Origin of the sequence: Paenibacillus cymbidii, assembly GCF_004764705.1 — a bacterium.
GTDB lineage: Bacteria > Bacillota > Bacilli > Paenibacillales > NBRC-103111 > Paenibacillus_AN > Paenibacillus_AN cymbidii.
The window spans coordinates 380,277-401,408 of the sequence record NZ_SHLX01000003.1; the positions used below are offsets into that span (position 1 = coordinate 380,277).

At 60.0% G+C, this 21,132-nt stretch carries 19 protein-coding genes; 7 read left to right on the forward strand and 12 right to left on the reverse strand.

Annotated features, from left to right (window positions below; genetic code table 11):
• The first annotated feature begins 78 nt into the window (after positions 1-78).
• The 3 genes from EXY20_RS06935 to EXY20_RS06945 all read left to right on the forward strand — a co-directional run bounded on the left by EXY20_RS06935 (position 79) and on the right by EXY20_RS06945 (position 4,876).
• On the forward strand, positions 79-2,286 hold the full coding sequence (locus EXY20_RS06935) for an MMPL family transporter (RefSeq protein WP_235885391.1): 2,208 nt from the start codon (positions 79-81) through the stop codon (positions 2,284-2,286).
• Between the two features lie 93 nt (positions 2,287-2,379).
• Complete coding sequence (yfkAB, locus tag EXY20_RS06940) at positions 2,380-3,510, forward strand: radical SAM/CxCxxxxC motif protein YfkAB (protein WP_135549044.1); 1,131 nt, start codon at positions 2,380-2,382, stop codon at positions 3,508-3,510.
• 61 nt (positions 3,511-3,571) lie between these two features.
• Positions 3,572-4,876 (forward strand): hemolysin family protein, encoded by a 1,305-nt coding sequence (locus EXY20_RS06945; protein WP_135549147.1) that lies wholly within the window; start codon positions 3,572-3,574, stop codon positions 4,874-4,876.
• Between the two features lie 411 nt (positions 4,877-5,287).
• Here the strand turns inward: EXY20_RS06945 and EXY20_RS06950 are convergent, their stop codons facing one another.
• From EXY20_RS06950 to EXY20_RS06960, 3 genes are all read right to left on the reverse strand, one after another.
• A complete protein-coding gene (locus tag EXY20_RS06950; protein WP_135549046.1) occupies positions 5,288-6,256 on the reverse strand; it encodes a phosphatidylinositol-specific phospholipase C/glycerophosphodiester phosphodiesterase family protein in 969 nt (322 codons plus the stop codon).
• A gap of 117 nt (positions 6,257-6,373) precedes the next feature.
• Positions 6,374-7,408: a sensor histidine kinase gene (locus EXY20_RS06955; RefSeq protein WP_135549048.1), complete on the reverse strand. Its 1,035-nt coding sequence runs from the start codon at positions 7,406-7,408 to the stop codon at positions 6,374-6,376.
• Positions 7,405-8,076, reverse strand: a complete 672-nt coding sequence (locus tag EXY20_RS06960) for a response regulator transcription factor (protein WP_135549050.1) — start codon at positions 8,074-8,076, stop codon at positions 7,405-7,407. The genes EXY20_RS06955 and EXY20_RS06960 overlap by 4 nt, the downstream gene beginning before the upstream one ends.
• Positions 8,077-8,247: 171 nt before the next feature.
• Here EXY20_RS06960 and EXY20_RS06965 point away from each other — a divergent pair, with 171 nt between their 5' ends.
• On the forward strand, positions 8,248-9,015 hold the full coding sequence (locus tag EXY20_RS06965; RefSeq protein WP_135549052.1) for an ABC transporter ATP-binding protein: 768 nt from the start codon (positions 8,248-8,250) through the stop codon (positions 9,013-9,015).
• On the forward strand, positions 9,002-10,960 hold the full coding sequence (locus EXY20_RS06970; protein ID WP_135549054.1) for an ABC transporter permease: 1,959 nt from the start codon (positions 9,002-9,004) through the stop codon (positions 10,958-10,960). Before EXY20_RS06965 ends, EXY20_RS06970 begins: the two co-directional genes overlap by 14 nt.
• Before the next feature lie 24 nt (positions 10,961-10,984).
• On the opposite strand, the gene EXY20_RS06975 is transcribed toward EXY20_RS06970, so the two are convergent.
• Positions 10,985-12,184 (reverse strand): ROK family protein, encoded by a 1,200-nt coding sequence (locus tag EXY20_RS06975; RefSeq protein ID WP_235885392.1) that lies wholly within the window; start codon positions 12,182-12,184, stop codon positions 10,985-10,987.
• A gap of 271 nt (positions 12,185-12,455) precedes the next feature.
• Between EXY20_RS06975 and EXY20_RS06980 the strand changes: the two genes are divergently transcribed.
• Positions 12,456-13,439, forward strand: coding sequence for a formylglycine-generating enzyme family protein (locus tag EXY20_RS06980; protein ID WP_328592499.1), 984 nt, complete (start codon positions 12,456-12,458; stop codon positions 13,437-13,439).
• 145 nt (positions 13,440-13,584) lie between these two features.
• Here the strand turns inward: EXY20_RS06980 and EXY20_RS06985 are convergent, their stop codons facing one another.
• From EXY20_RS06985 to EXY20_RS07000, 4 genes are all read right to left on the reverse strand, one after another.
• On the reverse strand, positions 13,585-14,544 hold the full coding sequence (locus EXY20_RS06985; RefSeq protein WP_135549058.1) for a helix-turn-helix transcriptional regulator: 960 nt from the start codon (positions 14,542-14,544) through the stop codon (positions 13,585-13,587).
• 126 nt (positions 14,545-14,670) lie between these two features.
• Positions 14,671-15,240, reverse strand: coding sequence for a manganese catalase family protein (locus tag EXY20_RS06990; protein ID WP_135549060.1), 570 nt, complete (start codon positions 15,238-15,240; stop codon positions 14,671-14,673).
• A gap of 31 nt (positions 15,241-15,271) precedes the next feature.
• Entirely contained in the window at positions 15,272-15,541 is a 270-nt protein-coding gene (locus EXY20_RS06995) for a spore coat protein CotJB (protein ID WP_135549062.1), read from the reverse strand.
• 5 nt (positions 15,542-15,546) lie between these two features.
• Positions 15,547-15,783, reverse strand: coding sequence for a spore coat associated protein CotJA (locus tag EXY20_RS07000; protein WP_135549064.1), 237 nt, complete (start codon positions 15,781-15,783; stop codon positions 15,547-15,549).
• A gap of 236 nt (positions 15,784-16,019) precedes the next feature.
• On the opposite strand from EXY20_RS07000, the gene EXY20_RS07005 reads away from it, so the two are divergent.
• Complete coding sequence (locus EXY20_RS07005; RefSeq protein WP_135549066.1) at positions 16,020-16,559, forward strand: hypothetical protein; 540 nt, start codon at positions 16,020-16,022, stop codon at positions 16,557-16,559.
• Positions 16,560-16,631: 72 nt separating this feature from the next.
• Here EXY20_RS07005 and EXY20_RS07010 read toward each other — a convergent pair whose 3' ends face one another.
• The 4 genes from EXY20_RS07010 to EXY20_RS07025 form a co-directional block, all read right to left on the reverse strand.
• Positions 16,632-17,783 carry an ABC transporter permease gene (locus EXY20_RS07010; protein ID WP_135549068.1) on the reverse strand — a complete coding sequence of 384 codons (1,152 nt, stop codon included), beginning with the start codon at positions 17,781-17,783 and terminating at the stop codon, positions 16,632-16,634.
• A gap of 1 nt (position 17,784) precedes the next feature.
• Entirely contained in the window at positions 17,785-18,918 is a 1,134-nt protein-coding gene (locus EXY20_RS07015; protein ID WP_135549070.1) for an ABC transporter permease, read from the reverse strand.
• Positions 18,919-18,939: 21 nt separating this feature from the next.
• Positions 18,940-19,878, reverse strand: a complete 939-nt coding sequence (locus EXY20_RS07020; protein ID WP_135549072.1) for an ABC transporter ATP-binding protein — start codon at positions 19,876-19,878, stop codon at positions 18,940-18,942.
• A gap of 133 nt (positions 19,879-20,011) precedes the next feature.
• Entirely contained in the window at positions 20,012-21,124 is a 1,113-nt protein-coding gene (locus EXY20_RS07025) for a sensor histidine kinase (protein ID WP_135549074.1), read from the reverse strand.
• Positions 21,125-21,132: the final 8 nt, after the last annotated feature.

The following is a 21,132-nucleotide window of genomic DNA, read 5'->3' on the forward strand; positions in this document are numbered from 1 at the left end:
GTTTAGCCCGCTTCATTTGTAATGTGCGCCAAAAAATGGGACAATAGCGGGAGATTCGGCCAGGACGGAGGGCCTATTTTGAAAGAAACGGCAACACGCGGATGGTTTTGGTTTTGGGGCAAATGGATGTACAAGCTGCGCTTAGGCATCGCGGCAATTTGGCTGGCCGCATTCGTCGTGTTGGGGCTGTTCGCGCAGATGACGCCGGAGCTGCTCAAGGACAACGGCTTTACGCCGCGCGGCAGCGAGTCGGATCAAGGCTTCGTCAACCTGCAGCGGCAGCTCGATTTTCCCGCTTCTTCGTTATCGATCGTCTACACGAGCGACAAGCTCGATTTGACCGAAGCCGCCAACCAGGCGACGATTTACGCCAGTCTGGAAGAAGTGAAGCAGCTGGCATACGTCGTATCCGTCGAGCCGCAGGCGGCCAAACGGCTGGCAGACGGCAGCTACCTGACGGCGATAACCGTCCCGCTGAAGCTTGATACGGATACGGCGCTGGAGCAATACCCGCACATCCGCAGCCTGATCCAGCCACCCGCGGACATGAACGTATACGTGACCGGCGGAACGGCGATCTTGTACGACATGCAAGCCGCAAGCAAACATGACATCGCCCAGTCGGAAATCGTCGGCTTGCCAATTGCGCTCGTTGTGCTCGTGCTTGTGTTCGGGACGGCGCTCGGCGCGCTGCTGCCGCTCATCGTCGGCGTCATGAGCGTCACGGTGACGCTCGGACTCACCTATTTTATCGCGCAAACGCAATCGCTTTCGAATTTTTTGCCGAATATGGTGACCATGCTCGGGCTTGCCGTCGGTATCGACTACGCGCTGTTTACCGTCAGCCGGTTCCGCGAAGAGCTGAAGCGAAGCGCAAGCGTGGAGGAAGCCGTGGCGGTGACGAGCCAGACTGCGGGCAAATCGATCTTTTTCTCCGGGCTGGCGGTGTTGATCGGGTTGTTCGGCATGATGTTCGTCGATTTGTCGATCTACCGCTCGCTCTGCATCGGCGGCGTGATCGTCGTCCTGGTGTCGGTGCTGGTGGCCAATACGCTGCTGCTGTCGCTGCTCGGCTTGTTCGGCCGCCGCATCGACCGCTTGCGGCTCGTGCCGAGGCGAATGCTGGCCGGCGCGTCCGGCGGCCGCCTATGGGAGCGCATCGCGTACGGAGTAATGAAGCGCCCGGTGACGCTGATTGTTGCGGTGGCGGCGCTGCTCGTCGTTTGTATGCTGCCGCTTGGCGGCATGCGGCTCGGGCTGCCGAACGCGGAGGTGCTGCCGCCTTCGTATGAGTCGCGTTACGGTTCCGATTTGCTCGATCGCGAATTCGATCCGGCGGACAGTTTCCCGATTCAAGTTTTTGTGCAAACGAAGGAAGAGATTTGGTCCGCGGCCTCCATCCGCGAAATGGCTGCTTACACCGCGCGTATCGCCGCCGATCCCGGGGTAAAAGAAGTGAAAAGCTATTTGACCGGCCTCGGCACGGACGACCCGGAACAGGCGGCGGCGCTGCTGGCGGCGGGCGAGCGCAGGCAGCAGCTGAAGCAGCTTCATCTGGCGTCGGGGCATGCCGCTTTTATCGCCGTCACTGCCAAGTCGGGGCCGGACAGCCGCGACAGCGAACGGCTCGTGGACCGGCTGCGCACGATGGAGCGCGGCCAGCTCGAGACGCAAGTTTCCGGCGCAACCGCGTACCGGGTTGACATTTTGCAGCGTATTTCCGCCGGTATTCCTTATGTGGTCGGCTTCGTCATGCTGGTCACCTACGCGGTGCTGTTCGTGGCGTTCCGCTCCGCGCTGCTGCCGCTGAAGGCGGTGCTGATGAACATGCTCAGCCTGGGCGCCAGCCTTGGCATGGTTGTGCTCGTCTTCCAGCACGGCTGGCTGGCGGAAGCGCTGCACATCACCTCCACGGGTTACGTAAGCGCCACGCTGCCGATCATCATTTTTTGCGTCGTTTTCGGCATTTCGATGGATTACGAAGTGTTCCTCATTTCGCGGATCGCCGAGGAATACGACAAGCATGGCGACAACGAGGCGAGCACCGCTGCCGGGCTTACCCGCACGGGAAGCCTCATTACGAGCGCGGCGTTCATACTGATCGCGGTGGTCGGCTCATTCATCTTCACCGATATTGAAATCATCAAGGCGCTGGGGCTTGGCCTTGCGCTGGCGGTGCTGATCGATGCGACGCTCGTGCGGATCGTGATGGTGCCGGCGCTGATGAAGGTGCTGGGCAAAGCGAATTGGTGGGCACCGGGCTGGCTGCGCCGGCATGGTCAATAGCGGCGTTCGGTTTCATTTTGCGCGAGGTTGCGATACAATAATGGGCGAACCTGCAGGGAAGCTGCGTGAAATGGGTTGGGTGAGAGAGAATATATGATCAAAGAAGACAACTTGTTCGCCGCGGCGCGCACGCTCAGTCCCGCTTACGATCCGTGGGACCCGCTGCGCTCGCTGAAGGCTTATGGCCGGCATACGCTGACCAGCGTGGAAATGACGGTCACCAATTTGTGCAATATGCGCTGCGAGCATTGTGCCGTCGGCGATGCGTTGACGATGGCGGAAGGGGCCAGGCTGCCGCTTGCGCTCATGCTGAAGCGGCTTGACGAAGTGGAGCATCTGGAGACAATCAGCATCACCGGCGGCGAACCGTCGTACAATGAACAAACGGTGACCGGCTACATTGTCCCGCTGCTGCAATACGCCAAGTCGCGAGGCATCCGCTCGCAGCTCAATTCGAACGTGACGCTCGATTTGGCGCGTTACGAAGCGATGGCCCCGTATCTCGACGTGATGCACATTTCCTTCAACTACTTGAATGCCGACGATTTTCACCAGGTCGGATTTGCGAAGACGAACCGGCCTGTCGGCAGCGCCGCCTCGGCCAAATTGTACGAGCGAATGATGAACAACGCCCGGGAGCTCAGCCGCGCGGGTATGTTCGTGTCGGCGGAGTCGATGATTAATTACCGCACTCACGAGAAACTGCCGGGCATTCATAAGCTGATCGAAGAAATGGGCTGCCGGCGCCACGAGGTGCATCCGATGTATCCGAGCGCGTTTGCCGCCGATTTGCCGATGCTGAGCCTGGAGCAGTTCCGCGCGGCCATCCACCGGCTGCTCGACAGCCGCAACCGCGAGATGTGGATGTTGTTCGGCACGCTGCCGTTTTTTGCTTGCAGCGGCGATGCGGCCGATCGGGAGCTGATCCGCCGGCTTGCTGCCGAGCCGAACGTTACCGTGCGCAACGATCCGGACGGACGCAACCGGCTGAACGTCAACCTGTTCACCGGCGACGTATACGTGACCGACTTCGCGGCGATCCCGGCGCTTGGCAACGTGCAGCGCGACAGGCTCGACGACGTATTCGCCCGCTGGGAGCGGCACGAGCTGAGCGAGGCGGTCAACTGCCATTGTCCCGCCGCAAGCTGCTGCGGCCCGAACTTGCTGGTGAAGCATATGTATTACGAAGACATCGATTTCAAAAAGCGACGGGCGGTTCTGTGACCGCCGCCGGTCCGTTGGCAAAGGGGAGCGAACCGTGAACGCACACTTCGAATTCGGAAAAATGGCGTGGCATGCAGCGCTTGTGCTCGTTCTCGTGCTGCTGAACGGTTTGTTCGTTGCTGCCGAATTTGCGCTGGTGAAGGTGCGGTCGACGCGGCTGCAGGAGCTGGCGGACGACGGCAATGTCAAAGCGAAATACGCGCTCAAGGTGACCGGCAAGCTGGACGCGTATTTGTCCGCTACCCAGCTCGGCATTACGCTCGCTTCGCTTGGACTTGGCTGGGTCGGCGAGCCGTCGATTTCCGAGCTGATCGTCGATCCGCTGTTCGCTGCTTTCGGCTGGGAGAACGCCGTGTTCAGCCATTCGCTGTCGTTTGCGATCGCGTTCGCCGTTATCACGTTTTTGCATATTGTGCTTGGGGAATTGGCGCCGAAGTCGCTGGCCATCCAGAAGGCGGACGCCACATCGCTCTGGCTGGCGTTTCCGCTGCTTTATTTCTACAAGCTGTTCTTCCCGGTCATCTGGCTGCTCAATGGCGCGGCGAACCGGTTGCTGCGTCTGTTCGGCGTGGAACCGGCCAGCGAGCACGAAGCGGCGCATACCGAGGAAGAAATTCGCATCCTGATGAACCAGAGCGCCCGCAGCGGCCATATCGACAAAGACGAGATGCAGCTGTTCGACAACATCTTCGAGTTTTCCGACCGGCTCGCCCGCGAGGTGATGCTGCCGCGCATCGATATGGACTGTTTGTTTACGGACCTGTCGTACGAGGAGAACCTGAAGCTGGTGCACGAAACGAAACATACTCGCTACCCGGTGGCGATGAACGACAAGGACCGGATCGTTGGCTTCGTGCATATTTCGGATCTGCTTACTTGCGATCCGGGCGAGCCGCATGAGTTGAACGATTTTATTCGGCCGATTCTGACGGTGCCGGAATCGATGGAAATCAGCCACGTGCTGCGGCTGATGCAGAAGCGCCGCTCGCAGCTGGCGATCGTGATCGACGAGTATGGCGGCACGGCGGGGCTGCTGACGGCGGAGGACATTCTCGAGGAAATCGTCGGCGACATGCAGGACGAGTTCGACGACGAGCGGCCGGTGCTGGAAGTGAAGGGGCATCTGACGTCCGTTGACGGGCGGATGCTGATCGAGGAAGTGAACGACATGCTCGATCTCGGCATCGAGGACGACGAGGTCGATTCGATCGGCGGCTGGCTGTTCAAGAAGCTGGAAGGCGCGCCGGGCAAAGGCATGAAAGTGGAAGTGGGCAAGCACATGTTCGAAGTGGCCGAGGTGGACCGGCTGCGGATTGTGCGGCTTCATATTTACAAGACCGACCGCGCCGACAAGTCGCAGGGGTAGCGGAGGGCGGCGCCGGGCGCGGAGCGTTGCGTTGACTAGTTCCGCCCAAACGTTCCGCCCAAACGCTCCGCCCAAACGCTCCGCCCAGACGTTCCGCCCAGTAGCCTCCCAAATTAGCCCATAAAAAATGGCTTATTTGCCTCATTTCCCATGCTTCATCGAAAATAGCCAGTGAAATCATTGGCTATTTGCCCCAAACTATCTCCAAATCGGGTTTATCAACGAAATAACCAGTGTTTTCACTGGTTATTTCTCCAGTACCCGCTCATTTTAGCGAAATAGCCAATAAAACATGGCTTATTTCCCGCACCCACCGCGGCGCGGCCCCGCTAATCGGGCCGCCAAGCGCCAAACGCCAAACAAAAAAGGCAGGCGCTTGCATCCGCCTGTCCAACTACCGCGCCAACCGCTTCAGCGCAGCCCCAGCGGGTTCTCCCGCATGCGCCGCACTACGGCGGCGAAGGTGGTCGCGAGCAGCGCGTACAGCAGCACTGTCGATTCGCTGCGCGGGATCGGCAGCTCGATGTAGCCGGTATAGTAGTCGGCATCGTTCGCCAGAAAATCCGAATACACGCCGTACACGCCCAAGCTGAGCAGCAGCTTCATCTCCAGTTTGTTGTTGACGGCGTGCACGTACGTCATCACGCCCGCATCGTTCAGCTTGCGCACGAGGAACGGGTCGAGCAGCGCGCGATTGACCGGCATGGCGACGGTGCGAATCTGGTGCTCGCGCACGAAACGCACAACTTCGCCGCTGGTGGAATCGTTCAAATAAAGCGAATATAACTTGTCCGGAAACGGATAGATGGCCATGACGGCGTCATACATCTCCGGCGTATACAGCTCCGGGATGATCCGGTCGAGCACGGACAGATCGATCATCGCCGCCGTCCGTTTCATGTATTCAAACTGGGTGCGCACCAGGTCGACATCCGTTTCTTTCGTATCGGTCACGATGCGAATGTCGGGATAACGCAGCATCAGCCGCACGATGTCGCGAAACGACAGCGGTTTGTATTTGTCCAGAATCGGCTGCTCTTTGAATTCCGCCAGGCTGATCGAGTCGCCGATCAGATCGTCCGGCAAACCGGGCTGGACGTCCTCCGACCAGTCGTGCCTCGCGGCCAGCTTGTCGTCGTCGGTGAGCAGCAGGTCCACTTCGAACACCCGGTACCCCCGTTTGTAGCTGCGTTCGAACGCATCGAGCGAATTCGTGTACGCTTCGCCGTCGATGCCGCCCATCGCATGCGCAATCATGCGGTTGGAAGTCCAATCCGCACTGGCCGGCGCGATCGAATCGGCGAGCGCCGCAGTTCCTCCCGTGAGCAAGCTGCCGATGAGCAGTGCCGCGAGCGGCCAACGTTTCCATTTTCCGTTCATCGCAATTCCTCCCGCCCGCAACGATTAATAAAGCTTCCGGAACCTGAATAATGTCAGTATACCCGATCTTCATTAATCCACCATTAGACAGGGGGGAGGAGGCGACGAAAGCTAACCTTATCGCCGCCGGACGGCATCGCTCAGCTTCGGAAAATGAACGGCAGCCTCGGTAAAAACGCCTTCCTCGGAACGGACCGACAGCTCATGCCCGAGCTTGCGCGCCAACTGGTTGGCCAAATAAAGCCCCATGCCGGTCGATTTGGCAAACTGGCGCCCGTTCGATCCGGTAAACCCGCGGTCGAACACGCGGCCGATATCTTCCGGCTTGATGCCGACGCCGTCGTCGCGCACGAGCAGCCGCCGCTCCACGCGGTCTTCTTCGAAGCGAATGGCGATCGTCCCGCCCGCCGCCGTATATTTCAATGCGTTGACGACCAACTGGTCGACGATGTAAGCAAGCCACTTGCCGTCGCTGCGCACATGCGGATCGCCGCCGGTTTCGTCAAGCAACAGCCGGATGCGGCCGGCGATGAACAGCTTGGCGTATTTGCGCGCGCTTTCTTTGGCAATCCGGCGGAGCGGCAGCTCCGCAATCATATAATCGCTTGCAAACGAATCGATCCGCGAGTAGTAAAGCGCCTGATCGACCAGATGATCGATTTTGGCCAGTTCGTCTTCCCACTTGTCCGTCAGTTCTTCGACAGTTTTGCCGCCAATGTTGTCGATCAGCAGCCGGGAAGCGGCGATGGGCAGCTTGATTTCGTGAATCCACGACAATATGTAATCCTGCTGCTCCCGACGCTCCTGGGCCAGCCGGAACAGCTTGGCATCGTGGTCGCGGCGCAGCTTGTCCGCCAGCGCCAGCTGCAGCCGCTGGGCCGCCGTTTGCGGCGCCGGCGGATCGGCTTCGGCCGCATCGGCCGCGCCGCCGATCATCCGCTCCAGCTCGCGATAATAGCCGCTGCGATACCAATACCCGATCGCCACATACGCCGCCGCCGCTAACAACCCGCCTGCATTGGCATACAGCACATTGTCCGCGGCATGGGGAGATTCGGCGCCGGCCAGCATGACCAGCGAAACGAACGCCATCAGCGCAACATAAAAGCCGGCAAAATAACGCTTGTCCAGCAAATAGTCCCGGAATCTCATTCGACGATGTACCCCTGTCCTTTGCGCGTGGCGATAAAATCTTCCTGCCCGAGTTCGGCCAGCTTCTTGCGCAGGCGGGCGATGTTGACGGTGAGCGTGTTGTCGTCCACGAACGATTCGTCCTCCCACAAGCGCCGCATCAGGCTCGTTCGGCTGACGATGGCGCCTTTGGAGCGCATCAGTTGCTGCATAATGACGCATTCGGTTTTGGTCAACTCCGTCTTGCCCCCGCCGGCGACGACTTGCCCGCTCAGCACATGCAAAGCGACGCCGTTATGCTCGAGCACGTCCGCCTCCGTGCCCACGTAAGCGTAAGCGCGGCGCAGGAGCGCATTGATTTTGGCCAGCAGCACGTCCGTATAGAACGGCTTCTGCACGTAGTCGTCGCCGCCGCGGTTCATCGCCATGACCATGTCCATCGGCGTCGTGCGCGAAGACAGAAACATAATCGGCACGCTCGAAACTTCGCGGATCCGGTCGCACCAGTAGAAACCGTCGTAATACGGCAGGCCGATATCCATCAGCACGAGCTGCGGCCGTTCCGCCAGAAACGTGGGCAGCACGCGTTCGAAATCGGTCGCCAAAACCGTCGCGAAGCCCCACTTGCTTAGCGTTTCCGCCACCAAATCGGCAATGGTCCTGTCGTCCTCCACCAGCATGATTTTCATCCGATCCCTCCATGCTGCTATTTTAGCATACCGCCCCGGGCCCGATACGCCGCCGTGACAATATTGTAAGGTTGGAAGGCCGGCTTGTAAGCTTGCGTACGGATGAATTGAGGTACAATAGGTTCCGAAGCGAACCGGACTCGCCAGGGGCCGGGAAGGGGAGAGGAATACATGAACACAATCGTCGAAGCGAAACGGGTGAAAAAAGTATACGGCGCCAAAGGCCAAACGTACACGGCGCTGCGCGAGTTCGACCTGACGGTGGCGCAAGGGGAGTTTGTCGGCATCATGGGACCGTCGGGCGCAGGCAAAACGACGCTGCTGCAGCTGCTGGCCACGATCGATCGGCCTACTTCGGGGCACATCGTTATCGACGGCGTCGATGTCAGTGCGATGAAGGAGGCGCAGTTGTCCGATTTTCGGCGAGACAAGCTCGGTTTCCTGTTCCAGGACTATCATTTGCTCGACATGCTGACTGTCAAAGAAAATATTATGCTGCCGCTGGCGCTCGCGCGGCGTCAGGCGGACGAACTGGAACGGCGCGTCGACCAAATCGCCGATACGTTCGGGCTGCGGCCGTTTCTGAATCATTATCCGGCGCAGCTGTCCGGCGGCCAGAAGCAGCGTACGGCGGCCGCCCGCGCCATCGTCGCCAGACCCAGTCTGGTGCTGGCCGACGAACCGACCGGCGCGCTCGATTCCAAGTCGGCGACGGATTTGCTCGAAAGCCTGAAGGAGCTGCACGAGGCGGAGCGGACGACGATCGTGATGGTGACGCACGACGCGTTTGCGGCGAGCTACTGCGAGCGCATCGTATTCATTAAGGACGGCGAGGCGTTTGCGGAGCTGGTGAAGGGGCGGATGGCGCGCCAGCCGTTTTTCCGCAAAGTGCTGGATATGTTGTCCGTGTTGGGAGGCGGAGCCGGTGACATTGTTTAGCGTAGCGCGCAAAAACATCCGCGGCAACGTCGCGGGGTACGCGATTTATTTTCTGTCGATGCTGTGCGCGGTCGTCATCTACTATACGTTCGTTTCGCTGCGCTACAACCCCGACATTCTGGACATGATGGCGGCGCTGCCGAACGCAAGCGACATCTTCATGCAGGCTTCGATCATTCTGATCGTATTCGTCGCCATATTCGTTGCGTATTCCAACGCCTTTTTTATTCGCCGGAGAAAAAAGGAGCTTGCTCTGCTCGCGTTGATGGGCGTACGCAGACGGACGATCGGGCTGATGCTGGCGTACGAAAACGCCATTGTGGCGCTGCTCGTGCTGGCGGCGGGCGTGGCGCTCGGCACGTTCCTGTCCAAGCTGTTCGCGATGCTGCTGGTCAAGCTGGCCGGATCGGCCATCCCGGTGCAGCTGCGATTTTCGCCGCAAGCGCTCGCCCAAACGGCGGTCGTTTTCGTTGCCATTGCGCTGCTTACTTCGCTGCACAATGTCCGTCTGCTGTATCGGAACCGGCTCGCCGATTTGCTGCGCGCCGCCCGAACCGGCGAAATGGCGCCGCGCGCGTCGTGGCGGACGGCGGCGGTTGCCGTCCTGCTGCTTGCTTGCGGCTACGCCGCCGCACTGAAGCTGTTTCCGGGGGCGCATACGGAAACGTCGATTATGCTGACGATGCTGTTCGTGACGATAACGCTGATCGCAGGCACGTATATGCTGTTTCGCTCGGCTGCGGTGATGCTGCTCGTTCGTTTGCGCGGCAGCAAACGATGGTACGGCAGCGGCACGAATCTTGTGGCGGTTTCGCTGCTGATGTACCGCGTGCGCAGCAATGCCCGCATGCTGACGGTGATTGCCCTGCTCAGCGGCGTGACGATACTCGCCATTGCGCTGACAGGCAGCCAGTACTATACGATCGGCTGGAAAGTCGACCGGGCGATGCCGTTCAGCTACACCCACCTTTCGGTGGACGAAGCTACGGACCGGCAAATCGCCGGCATTATCGCGGACGACAAGGCGCATTCGCTCAAGGCGGAAGTAGATTTGCCCGTCGTAAGCGCGGCAGGCGACCGGAATGCGGCCAACTTGCCGGATTACCTCGCTTATTTGCTGGAGCGGTTTGCCGGGGAAAAGCCGATTTCGCTCGTCTCGGCAAGCAAATACAACGAAGCGATGCGCGCACTGGGCAAACAAGCGGACGTGCGGCTGCAGGACCATGAGACGGCGGTCGTCAAGCCGCTGTTTACAACGGAGCGGGAGAACGATTATAAAGGAAAATCGGTCTCGCTGCTGACGCCGGACGGATCCGTAACACTTACGTTTGTGGACCCGCTCGAGGATCGGATCGTCAGTTGGGTTTACCCGGACTTTTACCTCGTCGTCAGCGATCGGACATTTGCGGCGCTTGCCGCGCAAACGGAGCCGAGCGTCTACAAGCAGTATCTCGTGGAAAGGGAACGATCGGCTGCCGAAACGGCAAGCAAGCTGGCGACATGGGGTGGCGAGCCGGCCGGATTGCAATCGTATCGCGACGTCTATACCGGCGAACGGCAATCGAATGCGCTCGATCTGTTTCTGATCGGGTTTCTGGGGCTCGTTTTCCTGGCGGCGACAGGGAGCGTGTTGTATTTCAAGCAGCTGACGGAAGCGCACGAGGACCGGGAACGTTTCGAAATCTTGCGCCACATCGGCGCCAAGTCCGGAGACATCCGTCGTTCGATCGCCCTGATGGCGCTGTTCGTGTTTGCACTGCCGCTGGCCGTTGGTCTGGTGCACAGCGCCGTACTGCTGCGGTCGCTTACGTTTCTTTATTCGGGGCTGGCCGGTCTCGATTTGACGGTGCCGGTGTCCGTTTGTCTCGCGTTGTACGCGTTGATCTATTTTGTTTATTACGCTTTGACGATAGCGTCGTACGACAAAATCGTCGCAACCAAATAAGGCGGCCGCCCGGCCGCCTTACGTTCATTCCGCCATCATGCCGACCATCATCGCCGCCGCGCCGGTGACGAGCGCGTCTTCGCCGAGCGTGCCCTGGCTGAAGACGACTTGGTATACCGGGTGGTAGTACGTGTTCTGCAGCGCGACCTTGGTCGCCGTTTCGAACATGAGCGGGTGGCAGCTAATGAGCGGACCGCCCAAAATCACTTTTTCCGGATGCAGAATGTTCAACAGATTCGACAACCCGATGCCAAAATAGACGGCGGCTTGCGTAAACAGCTCGGTGACGAGCGGATCGCCTTCGTGCAGCGCCTGCACGAGATGCGGAAACGTTATTTTGTCCGGTTCGGCGAGCTGGGCCAACGTGCTGTCGCGTCCCTGGAGCAGCCGGGAGCGGGCCTGGCGCTCGAGCGCGTAGATCGAAGCGTACGTCTCCAGGCTGCCGAAGTTGCCGGCATCGCGCAGCCGCGGCCCGTCGGTCTGGATAATCATTTGCCCGATCGAACCTTCCATGTCGACGGCGCCGTAAACGACTTTGCCGCCGGACATCATCGCCGAACGCAGGCCGACCCCGGCGTGCACATACAGCAGGTGGCGGTATTCGCGGTCGCGCGACGCCCAATGTTCGCCGATGATCGCCGTGTTCGCGCCGTTGTCGAGCGCAACCGGGAAGCCGAGCCGCTCCTCCAGCATCGCCGCGATCGGCACGTTGCGCCAGCCCGCCGCCGGGAAGTGCTGCGGGTCGAGGATCGTGCCGGTGCCGCGGTCGAGCGGACCGACGGCGCCGATGCCCATGCCGATGACTTGGTCGGCGGGAATGTTCCGCTGCTGCAGCATCCCGCGAGCCGCGGCCACGATTTCGCCGACAAGCGCGTCCGGCGTCGTGCGTTCGTCCATGAGCCAGCGGCGCGAATCGAGCTTCTTCATCTGCATGTCGCACAGAATCATCATCGAGTGGAAGCGGGAAATATCGAGGCCGAACACGTAACCGTAAGCGGGATTGATGCCATACAGAATCGGCCGGCGTCCGCCAGTCGATTCGCCGAAACCGGCTTCGACGAGCAAACCCGTGCCGTGCAGCTCCTCGAGAATGCGGGTCAACGTACTGGACGGCAGCCCGCTTTGCTCCAACAGCTCGATTTTGGAAATGTGGTCCTGCCTGCGGATCAATTCGAACACATCTTTATGCTTGCGCCCGGAAATGCGGGAAGTGACGGCATTCATTGCCTGTGTAGCCTCCATCGGTCAAGTGACGATAGGTAGATTATACATGAGTTTACCCGCTCCGACTATATTTTGGCGAAAAAAAGTTTACTACTTCGATAGGAATTATTGGGGATAGATATTCCGGCCAGAAAAAGAAAGCGCAGGGAGATTTTGCGGGAGATGAGGAGGCCCGGGTTGTCGGCTCGTCCTTTTGCGGCTACACTTGGGATAGGACTGACGCGGGCCAATGTTTTGTGCCGGGCGATTCGTTGCAGGGGGAGAGAATAGCATGAAGGAAGAGGAAGAAGTCGCGGGCGGCTGTTGCGCGGCCGGCAGAGCGGATGCGGCAGTGACGGGGCCGCAGGTCATTCCGGCGGCCAATTTGCGCATGCGGGCGAACAAGCAAACGACCGCCGATCGCAGCGGTATGGTTTATATGGCCGGCGGCGAGTTTCTGATGGGAACGGACGACAACGAAGGGTTTCCGGCCGACGGCGAAGGCCCGGTGCGGGCAGTGACGCTGCGGCCGTTCTATATCGATCCGTGTGCGGTGACGAACGGCGAATTTGCCGCATTCGTCGAAGCTACCGGTTACGTGACGGAAGCGGAGGCGTTCGGCTGGTCGTTCGTGTTTCATTTGCTGCTGCCGGAATCGGCGAAGGAGCAAGTGATCGATTCGGTCAAAAACGTGCCGTGGTGGCTCGCCGTTCGCGGCGCCTGCTGGCGCTGTCCGGAGGGAGGCGACTCGGGCGTGGCGGGCCGGGAGGACCATCCCGTCGTCCACATTTCGTGGAACGATGCGGAAGCGTATTGCCGCTGGGCGGGCAAACGGCTGCCGAGCGAAGCGGAGTGGGAGTATGCGGCGCGCGGGGGGCTCGTGCAGAAGCGGTATCCGTGGGGCGATTTGCTCAAGCCGGACGGCGAACACAAGTGCAACATCTGGCAAGGCAAGTTTCCGGTAAAAAACAACGCCAGCGACGGCTTCGTCGGTACGGCGCCGGTACGGTCGTTTGCGCCGAACGGGTACGGGCTGTACAACATGTCGGGCAATGTATGGGAGTGGTGCTCCGACTGGTTCAGCCCGAACCATCATCTGACAGCGTCGCGGGACAATCCGCAAGGACCGCCGAGCGGGCAAGCGAGATCGATGCGCGGGGGCTCGTACTTGTGCCACAAGTCGTATTGCAACCGGTACCGGCTGGCGGCAAGAAGCTCGAATACGCCGGACAGCTCCACAGGCAACATGGGATTCCGCTGCGCTGCCGACGCCTGAGAGGCGGTTTAAAAGTCCGCTTGTTTACTATAATTGTTGGGTTTGGTGCGGCCGCTGCTCATTATGTATGATTTTTCGAGTATATTCGTTTGGACTGGTGCGGGTGCTGCTCTTTCTGTACTTGCCGGAAGGTTTAGCAAACAGTTTAATCGCGGGCGTACAGCGCCGCCGTGCGCCGGGCTTCATCCGCCACTCGCTCGCGCAGTGCGGGCGGCTCGATGACCTCGACGCGGCTGCCCAAGCCGAGCGCAATCGCGGCGGCCGTTTCGAGCGTCTGGAACAGCATGTCCGCCCGTAACCAATCCGGCCCGTCGGGCGCCGGTTCGCCGACAATCGCGGCATATCGCGCGGCGCGCAGCTGCTCAAGCGCATCCGCGGCGATTCGCACGACGGCGGGCAGCTTGGGCAAATTCGCGCGGAACTCCGCCGTCGACCGCTCCCAATAGTCGGCCAGTACGAAGCCCTGCGGCCGTTCCACCGGTTCGTCCGTCAGCTCGGCGTGTGCGATGCGCGACACCCGGTACGACCGAATATCGTCGCCGGATGTGCCGACCATGTACCAGGTATTGCTTTTCGCAACCAGCCCGAGCGGCCCGACCGTTCGCGCCGTCGCTTGTTCGCCGTGGCCGTAGGTCATGGCGATTTGGCGTTCCTGCCACACCGCTTCCTGCAGCAGCAGCAAGAAAGGCACCGTTTCGCCGCTGCGCCGGTGCCAGCCGGCGCCGTCGACGTGGATGCGCTCGCGGGCGAAACGGGCGTCCCGCTCGAACGCAGCCGGCAGCGCGGCCATCAACTTTAGCGCCGCGTCTTCGGCGGCCGATTGCATCGCCAGATCGCCCAGCAGGTGGGGCGACATGGACATGAGCAGCGATACGGCTTCGCGTCGGTTGAGGCCGGTCAGGCTTGTCCGGTAGCGGTCCGGCAGCCGCCAGCCGCCGCCGTTGCCGCGTTCGGCGTACACCGGGATGCCAGCGGCGCCGAGCGCTTCCATATCGCGGTGCACGGTGCGTTCGGACACTTCCAGCTTCTCCGCCAGCTCGCGGGCGGTCAGACGGCGGTGGTTTTGCAGCAGCAGCACAATCGTCAGCAGTCGGTCGGCGCGCATGAGGGACATCTCCTTTGGGCAAGGCGGGATCAAGACCAAGATTTTACCCGTTTCCCGCCGCAAAAGCAACCCTGACGACCCCGGTCCGGCCATCCGCGACAGATGACCGGATCGGGGTCGCAATCGTCAAAACACTTTTTGCGTTTCGCGGTCTGCTTTCAGTATTTCCACCGCTTCCTTGAAGCGCAGCGAGTGAACGATTTCGCGCTCGCGCAAAAACTTCAGGCTGTCCATCAAATCGACATCGTCGGTCATGTCAATCAGCCATTGATAAGTAGCGCGGGCTTTCTCCTCGGCGGCGATGTCTTCGTACAGATCGGCGATCGGATCGCCCTTGGCGGCGATATAGGAAGCCGTCCACGGCACGCCGGAAGCGTTCTGGTAGAAGAGCGCGCGATTGTGGTTGGCGTAATGGTCGCCGAGTCCGGCTTCGATCAGCTGATCAACCGATGCGTCTTTTGTCAATTTATAAACCATTGTTGCGATCATTTCCAAATGAGCGAATTCCTCCGTGCCGATGTCCGTCAGCAGTCCGATTACTTTATCCGGAATCGAATACCGCTGATTCAAGTAGCGCAGCGCCGCGGCCAGCTCGCCGTCCGCCCCGCCGTATTGCTCGATCAAAAATTTGGCCATGCGCGGATCGCACTTGCTGACGCGCACCGGGTATTGCAGCTTCTTTTCATAGACCCACATGAATGATCCTCCTCGGAGCTTGCTTAACCGTTTACACTTGCCAGGGCCACGGCGTTTGCACCCATTGCCACGGGTCGCGAGAATAGCTGAGCCCGAATTGCAGGAGCGGTCCGAATTGCTGCTCGAAGACGCCCGCCAGCTGCTGCCGCTGCTGTGCGGTTTGATTGAATTGCTGCAGCGCCGCCGAATCGGTCGGGTGCGTATCGAGGTACAGCGTCAGCTCCACCAGCACGAAGTCGAGCATCTGCAATTGCTCCAGCTGCCGATAATAGTCGTTGCCGAGCTGGGTATGCGTATGCATGGGGCTTATCTCCTTTCCTTGCGGACGGCTTTTGCCGTCGGCCGCTGGGTCGGTTCGTACGGGCTGAACAGCGCAGGCCACAACGTGCCGGCGCGGAGCGCCTCGTGCGGCGGAAATTGCGGCCAGCCGGGCGGCTGGAACGTGATGAACAAATTGGGCGGGGTGACGTATGACTTGACGCGAATCGGCGGACACGGATCGAACGGACCGACGAACGGCTCATAATAACGGACTTGATTCACTTGTCGGCATCCTCCTTATGCGCGGCATGACGCTGGGTCAATGCCTATGGGCTCGCATTCAGCATATGCCCGGCGCAAGCGAACGGTTCCTGGGTCTCCGCCTATTTTGCGCCCGGCCGGTCGTGCGCCGGATAAAATGTTTTCACAGTCGGAAGGAATTCGGGTTGCCGCGTGGAATCCATGCCATTAGACCTACACGGTCGGATCTTGAACCCTCACAAACGGAGGTTTTGGCGATGGCGGTATTTAAAGCGTTTTCACCGGCGGCGGAAGTGAATGGCAGCACCGTTTATTCGGTGCTCGACGGGATGGGGCCTTTCCGAACGCGCGGCATGATCATCTTGAGAGGGTGCGGCATCACCGATTTGCGCCCCGACGGGTGGTACCCGCAGCAAGCGTGGCTGGATGCGTTTCACCTGATCCAGGACATGATCGGTCCGAAGACGGTTTATCAGATCGGCAAAAAAATTCCCGAAAACATTCAACTGCCGCCAGGTTTCGACACAATCGAAAGCGCTTTGCCGCTGCTGGACGCCTCGTACCAGATGAATCATCGCGGAGGGGAAATCGGCCATATCGAGTATAAGCAAACGGGGGAACGATCCGGCACGATCACGTGCCCGAATCCGATGCCGTGCGATTTCGAGCGGGGCGCCTTTGAGGCGTTTACGAATAAATTCCGCAGCAGGGATTGCCAGCCGAAGGTCGAGCACGATCCCGCCGCGCCTTGCAAGAAGCACGGCGGCGAAACGTGCACGTACCATATCACCTGGTAAAGGAACGGCAAAGCTTCCTCAAGGATCCGGCGAACGGACCATTGAGGAGGCCTCTTTACACCATACGGACCTCTACACAAACTGCCTCGTGTCATTGTTGCGGCTGAAGCGGTAAATCGCGATAATCGCAAATGCGGCGGCGAATGCGAGCAAAATCGCCAGGTTGAGCGACCAACTGCCGAACGCTTCGCCCGCCTGCAGCTTGTTCACCGTATCGAGCAGCCAGTGCTGCGGCATGAATGTGGCGATGCGTTTCATCGTGTCCGGCATGATGTCCATCGGGAAGAAGCAGCCGGCCAGCAGGCAAGTCGGCGTAATAATCAGGTTTTGCAGGGCGCCGGCCGTTTTGCTCGATTTGGCGAAGGCGACAACCACAAGCGACAGCGAGATGGCGGCCAGCGCAAACAGCAGCAGCGCCGGGAGGAACCGATACGCCGGCACGGCGGTGTCGATGTGGAACACATAGGTCATGCACACGAGCACAACGGCGATTTGCAGCAGCAGGATGAAGAAATTGACCGCCACGTTGGCCAGCACGTAAGTCCGGGCAGACAGCGGCGAAGACAGCAGCCGCAGGAAGGTGCGATTTTCTTTTTCCTTAAGGATGAGATCGGTCAGGTTGACGGCGGAAAACATCATGAATGTAATCAAGTAGCCGATGGACTGGTAAATCGCATCCTTGTTGTTCGACGTATCCTTGAGCATCGATGCGGTCAGCTTGAACGACGGCTGGCGATAGCCGGCATACATGCGCTCGAAGGCGGCCGAATCGCCTTGCGACGCTTTGCCGATTGCGGCGACGTTCGCCGCGTAGTTTTGCAGCAGCGACTTGACGTAGGCTGTCGCCTGCGCGCCTTTCACCGATACGATGCGCACATGGGGCTCGCTCGAACCGCCGCGCAATGCGGCGGAGAAGCCGCTCTCGAAGATGACGCCGCTGTCCAGCTTGCCGGCAGCGATGTCATGCTTCAGCGTCGCCTCGTCGGTTTCGGTCGAATCGATGTTGTCCAGACCGGTGACGAATGCGGCTGCATCCCGGGCGATCGTTTCGCCGCCGTCGAGATTGACGATGCCCACCCGCAAGGTGCCGCTTGTTCCGTTGCCGTTAATCAGCATTGCCAGCATCACGCCGATAATCGGCAGCACGAAAAACAGAAACCAGCTCATTTTGCGGCGAAAGGTCGTTCGTACCGTTTTGCGGATCAACCAGATGAAATTGTTCATGTTACAGCGCCTCCCGTTTGCGCAGCGTCAGGATCGAAAGAAGCAGCAGCAGTGCGGCGAATCCGAGGTTGAGCAGGACAGCCGGCAGCATCGCCAGCCAGTCGTGCTCGTAAATGATGCCGGTCAAGGCCGTGTTCGCCCAGTGCAGCGGCGACAAGTTGACGAGTACGGCGAACCAGCCGCTTGCGCCCGCGATCGGGAAGTAAGCGCCACCGATGAACGAGGCGATCTGGGTGAAGATCAGCATAAAGGAGCGGGCCGATTCGCCTTTGAACAGGAAGCTGGCGCCGAGACCGAGGCTGACGGCGAGCAGCACTTCCGAGAGCAGCACGGCGACGACCGCGCCGATATGGTCGCCCCAATCCGCTTGATAGACAAACTTGCCGAACAGCATGACAACGAAGACGAAGATGGCGTTGATGATCGTACTGCCGATCACTTTCCCGGCGAAAATGCTGCCTTTGCCGACCGGAGCGGCCGCCAGACGGACGGCCGTATGGCGCGAGCGTTCGCCCTGGATCAGGAAGCTGGCCGACATACCGGCGTACAGCGCGATCATCGTCGTCATCGCCATGGCGTAATAATCGATCGAGCCCGGCTGCTTCTCGGGGTCAAGCGCGGTTTCCCGCACAAGCTGCGCGCCGTCGCCGCCGCTTGCCAGGACGGCCTGCCCGGCCGCCGGACTTTCCTTGAATGCCGCCGCGGCCAGCGCGTAACGGTCGGCGAAGACGGTCAGCATGCCCTGGAGAATGTTGCTGGCAATCGTTTCTTTGGTGCTTCCGAAATATTGGATGCCGTCGTCGGAGATTTCGGCATAAGCACCGTACTGGTTGCTTCTGACGGCTTCGCGGCCGTCTTCGTCCGGCTGCGCCTGCACCAGATTGATGCCTTGCGCCCCGATCGCCTCGGCAAAGCCGTTCCAACTGTCCGCCAGCGCCTGGTTCGTAATGGTGCCGCGGTATAACAGATCGAGATGCGCAACCGTCGCCGAGCTCGAAAACGCGTTGGTCAGCGCCGTTCCGAGAATGAGCATCAGCACAATCGGAAACGCAAGCATGAAGGCAAACGAGCGGGTATCGCGCAAACCGCCGACGATTTCTTTTTTGGCGATGCTGTAAATGTGCCAGGCTTTCATAATCGGCTTCCTCCCTTGTCGTCAGTCCCTGAGATTGCGGCCCGTCAGCGTCAGGAACACGGCTTCCAAATTGGGCGCCTGCTCTTCGACCGAGCGGATCTCCACCTGATCCTCGATCAGCTGCTGCATGATCCGGTTCAGGTTGTTCACTTCGCCGCGGGAGTTGATCTTCAGTGTCGTCTCTTCGGCGCGGACGGCGATGACTCCCGGAATTTGCCGCAGCTTCTCCAGCTTCAGCGTCGTGTCGTCCTTGATGCCGATCCAAATTTCCTTCTTGTCGGTAATGATCGTCTTGAGCTGCTCCTTGGTGCCGTCGGCAATCATTTTGCCATGGTCGACGATGGCGATTCGCGTGCAGATTTCTTCGACTTCCTCCATGTAATGGCTCGTGTAAATGATCGTGCAGCCCATCTCGTTCAGCTTCTGCACCGAACGCAGAATATAGTTGCGCGACTGCGGGTCGATGCCGACGGTCGGTTCGTCCATGATGATCAGCTTCGGCCGGTGCGCGATGGCGCAAGCGATGTTGAGCCGGCGCTTCATGCCGCCGGAGAAGTTTTTCGGGTATTGTTTGCTCTTGTCGGCCAAGCCGACGAAGTCGAGCGCTTCCTCCGCGCGCTCCTTCAGCAGGGCGCCGCGCAAGCCGTACAAGCCGGCGAAGAAGCTTACGTTTTCGTAGGCGGTCATGTTTTCGTAAATGGCAAGGTCTTGCGGCACGATGCCGACGTTCGACTTGGCGAATGCGCTGTGTTTCGCGACGCTTTTGCCAAGCAGCTCGATCTCGCCCTTGGTCGGCCGAAGCAGCTGCGCGATCATGCTGATCGTTGTGCTTTTGCCGGCGCCGTTCGCGCCAAGGAAGCCGAAAATTTCTCCTTCGCGCACAGCCAGCGACATGTTGTCGACGGCGACGAATTCGCCGAACGTTTTGGTCAGGTTGCGGATGGTCAGGACGTTGCTCATGGCGTTCACTCCTAATAAGTGTTATCTCTTGCTTCTATCCTAATAAAAAAGGATGACCTTATGTCAGTGCATAAGTTCACCCTTGGGGTATGAGAAAATTCATGTTTTGATGCGTGAGCGCATGTGAAAACACTCACGCCTTGTTTCGCGGCAGCAAGGTCGTCACGCGGAAGCCGTTCGAGCCGTCGACGATGACATTGCCGCCGGCCGCCGCCGCACGTTCCTCCATGCCGACGATGCCAAGCCCCTTGATCACTTTGTCCGCTCCTTTGCCGTCGTCCGCCACCGTTGCTTTGACGAACGTATTGAGCACGCGCAGCTCCACGCGAATATGGGCGGCACCGCTGTATTTGAGCGCGTTCGTGACGGCTTCGGTGGCATTGCTATGGATGATTTGCCACTGCACCGGCGTGATCGCTTCCAGCTCGCCGTCATAGGTCAGCGTAGCGGCGACGGCGTGTTTGGCCGCCAGCTCGTCCACGAACAGGCGCAGCCTTCCGATGCCGAGCTCTTCCTGCTGCGGTTTGATGTTTTTCAGCGTTTGGCGGATTCGTTCAAGCCCGTCGCGCGAGATGGCGACGGCGTTGCCGATCAGCGCGGCGGCTTTGGCCTTGTCCGTGTCCAGCAGCGTGCGCGCCGCCTCCAGCTGAATCAGCGCGCCGGCCATCGCGTGGCCGACGTCGTCGTGAATTTGCTGCGACAGCCGGTTGCGTTCCTCCAGCTTGAACGTGTATTCGGACTGGCGCATCAGTTCGTCGTTGTCGCGCAGCATGCGCTGCATGCGTTCCGCATCGGCCCGCAGCTTGTCGCGTTCGGCTTCGAGCTTGACCGCCTTCTCCCGGCTCGCGCGAAACCCCATATTGAGCATGAACCCGAAGATGCCAATGAGTCCATACAACGGCAGTACGGCAGCCGGGACGAAAGCGGCGGAAACGGCAATCGGAAACAGGGGCAGCCAATTGCTTGCGCCGGGAAAGGAGTCGATGCAATCGATGCAGCAAGCAGGCAGCAGCAGCCAGAACAGCGGATCGAGCGCAAGCGCGCTCGTCGTCGCAACCGCCGCGGCGCATATGGCCAGCAGACGCCTAGGCAGCGGCCGCTTCCAGACCGGATAGGCGAAGCTGAAAATAACCGTAAGCAAGTACACGAGCATGTACCAGCGCGCATCGCCGGCGGCATGCGGGTAGGTAACGACGATCAGGTAGCCGAGCAAGCTTGTTTTGAAGCCGAGCGTCCATCGCTCCATCGGTCGCT

Excerpts from the sequence above, each read along its gene's own strand:
- yfkAB (WP_135549044.1), top strand. The coding sequence starts at position 2,380 with ATGATCAAAGAAGACAACTTGTTCGCCGCGGCGCGCACGCTCAGTCCC.
- EXY20_RS06945 (WP_135549147.1), top strand. The coding sequence starts at position 3,572 with ATGGCGTGGCATGCAGCGCTTGTGCTCGTTCTCGTGCTGCTGAACGGT.
- EXY20_RS06950 (WP_135549046.1), bottom strand. The coding sequence starts at position 6,256 with ATGAACGGAAAATGGAAACGTTGGCCGCTCGCGGCACTGCTCATCGGC.
- EXY20_RS06955 (WP_135549048.1), bottom strand. The coding sequence starts at position 7,408 with ATGAGATTCCGGGACTATTTGCTGGACAAGCGTTATTTTGCCGGCTTT.
- EXY20_RS06960 (WP_135549050.1), bottom strand. The coding sequence starts at position 8,076 with ATGAAAATCATGCTGGTGGAGGACGACAGGACCATTGCCGATTTGGTG.
- EXY20_RS06965 (WP_135549052.1), top strand. The coding sequence starts at position 8,248 with ATGAACACAATCGTCGAAGCGAAACGGGTGAAAAAAGTATACGGCGCC.
- EXY20_RS06975 (WP_235885392.1), bottom strand. The coding sequence starts at position 12,184 with ATGAATGCCGTCACTTCCCGCATTTCCGGGCGCAAGCATAAAGATGTG.
- EXY20_RS06980 (WP_328592499.1), top strand. The coding sequence starts at position 12,456 with ATGAAGGAAGAGGAAGAAGTCGCGGGCGGCTGTTGCGCGGCCGGCAGA.
- EXY20_RS06985 (WP_135549058.1), bottom strand. The coding sequence starts at position 14,544 with ATGCGCGCCGACCGACTGCTGACGATTGTGCTGCTGCTGCAAAACCAC.
- EXY20_RS06990 (WP_135549060.1), bottom strand. The coding sequence starts at position 15,240 with ATGTGGGTCTATGAAAAGAAGCTGCAATACCCGGTGCGCGTCAGCAAG.
- EXY20_RS06995 (WP_135549062.1), bottom strand. The coding sequence starts at position 15,541 with ATGCATACGCATACCCAGCTCGGCAACGACTATTATCGGCAGCTGGAG.
- EXY20_RS07005 (WP_135549066.1), top strand. The coding sequence starts at position 16,020 with ATGGCGGTATTTAAAGCGTTTTCACCGGCGGCGGAAGTGAATGGCAGC.
- EXY20_RS07010 (WP_135549068.1), bottom strand. The coding sequence starts at position 17,783 with ATGAACAATTTCATCTGGTTGATCCGCAAAACGGTACGAACGACCTTT.
- EXY20_RS07015 (WP_135549070.1), bottom strand. The coding sequence starts at position 18,918 with ATGAAAGCCTGGCACATTTACAGCATCGCCAAAAAAGAAATCGTCGGC.
- EXY20_RS07020 (WP_135549072.1), bottom strand. The coding sequence starts at position 19,878 with ATGAGCAACGTCCTGACCATCCGCAACCTGACCAAAACGTTCGGCGAA.
- EXY20_RS07025 (WP_135549074.1), bottom strand. The coding sequence starts at position 21,124 with ATGGAGCGATGGACGCTCGGCTTCAAAACAAGCTTGCTCGGCTACCTG.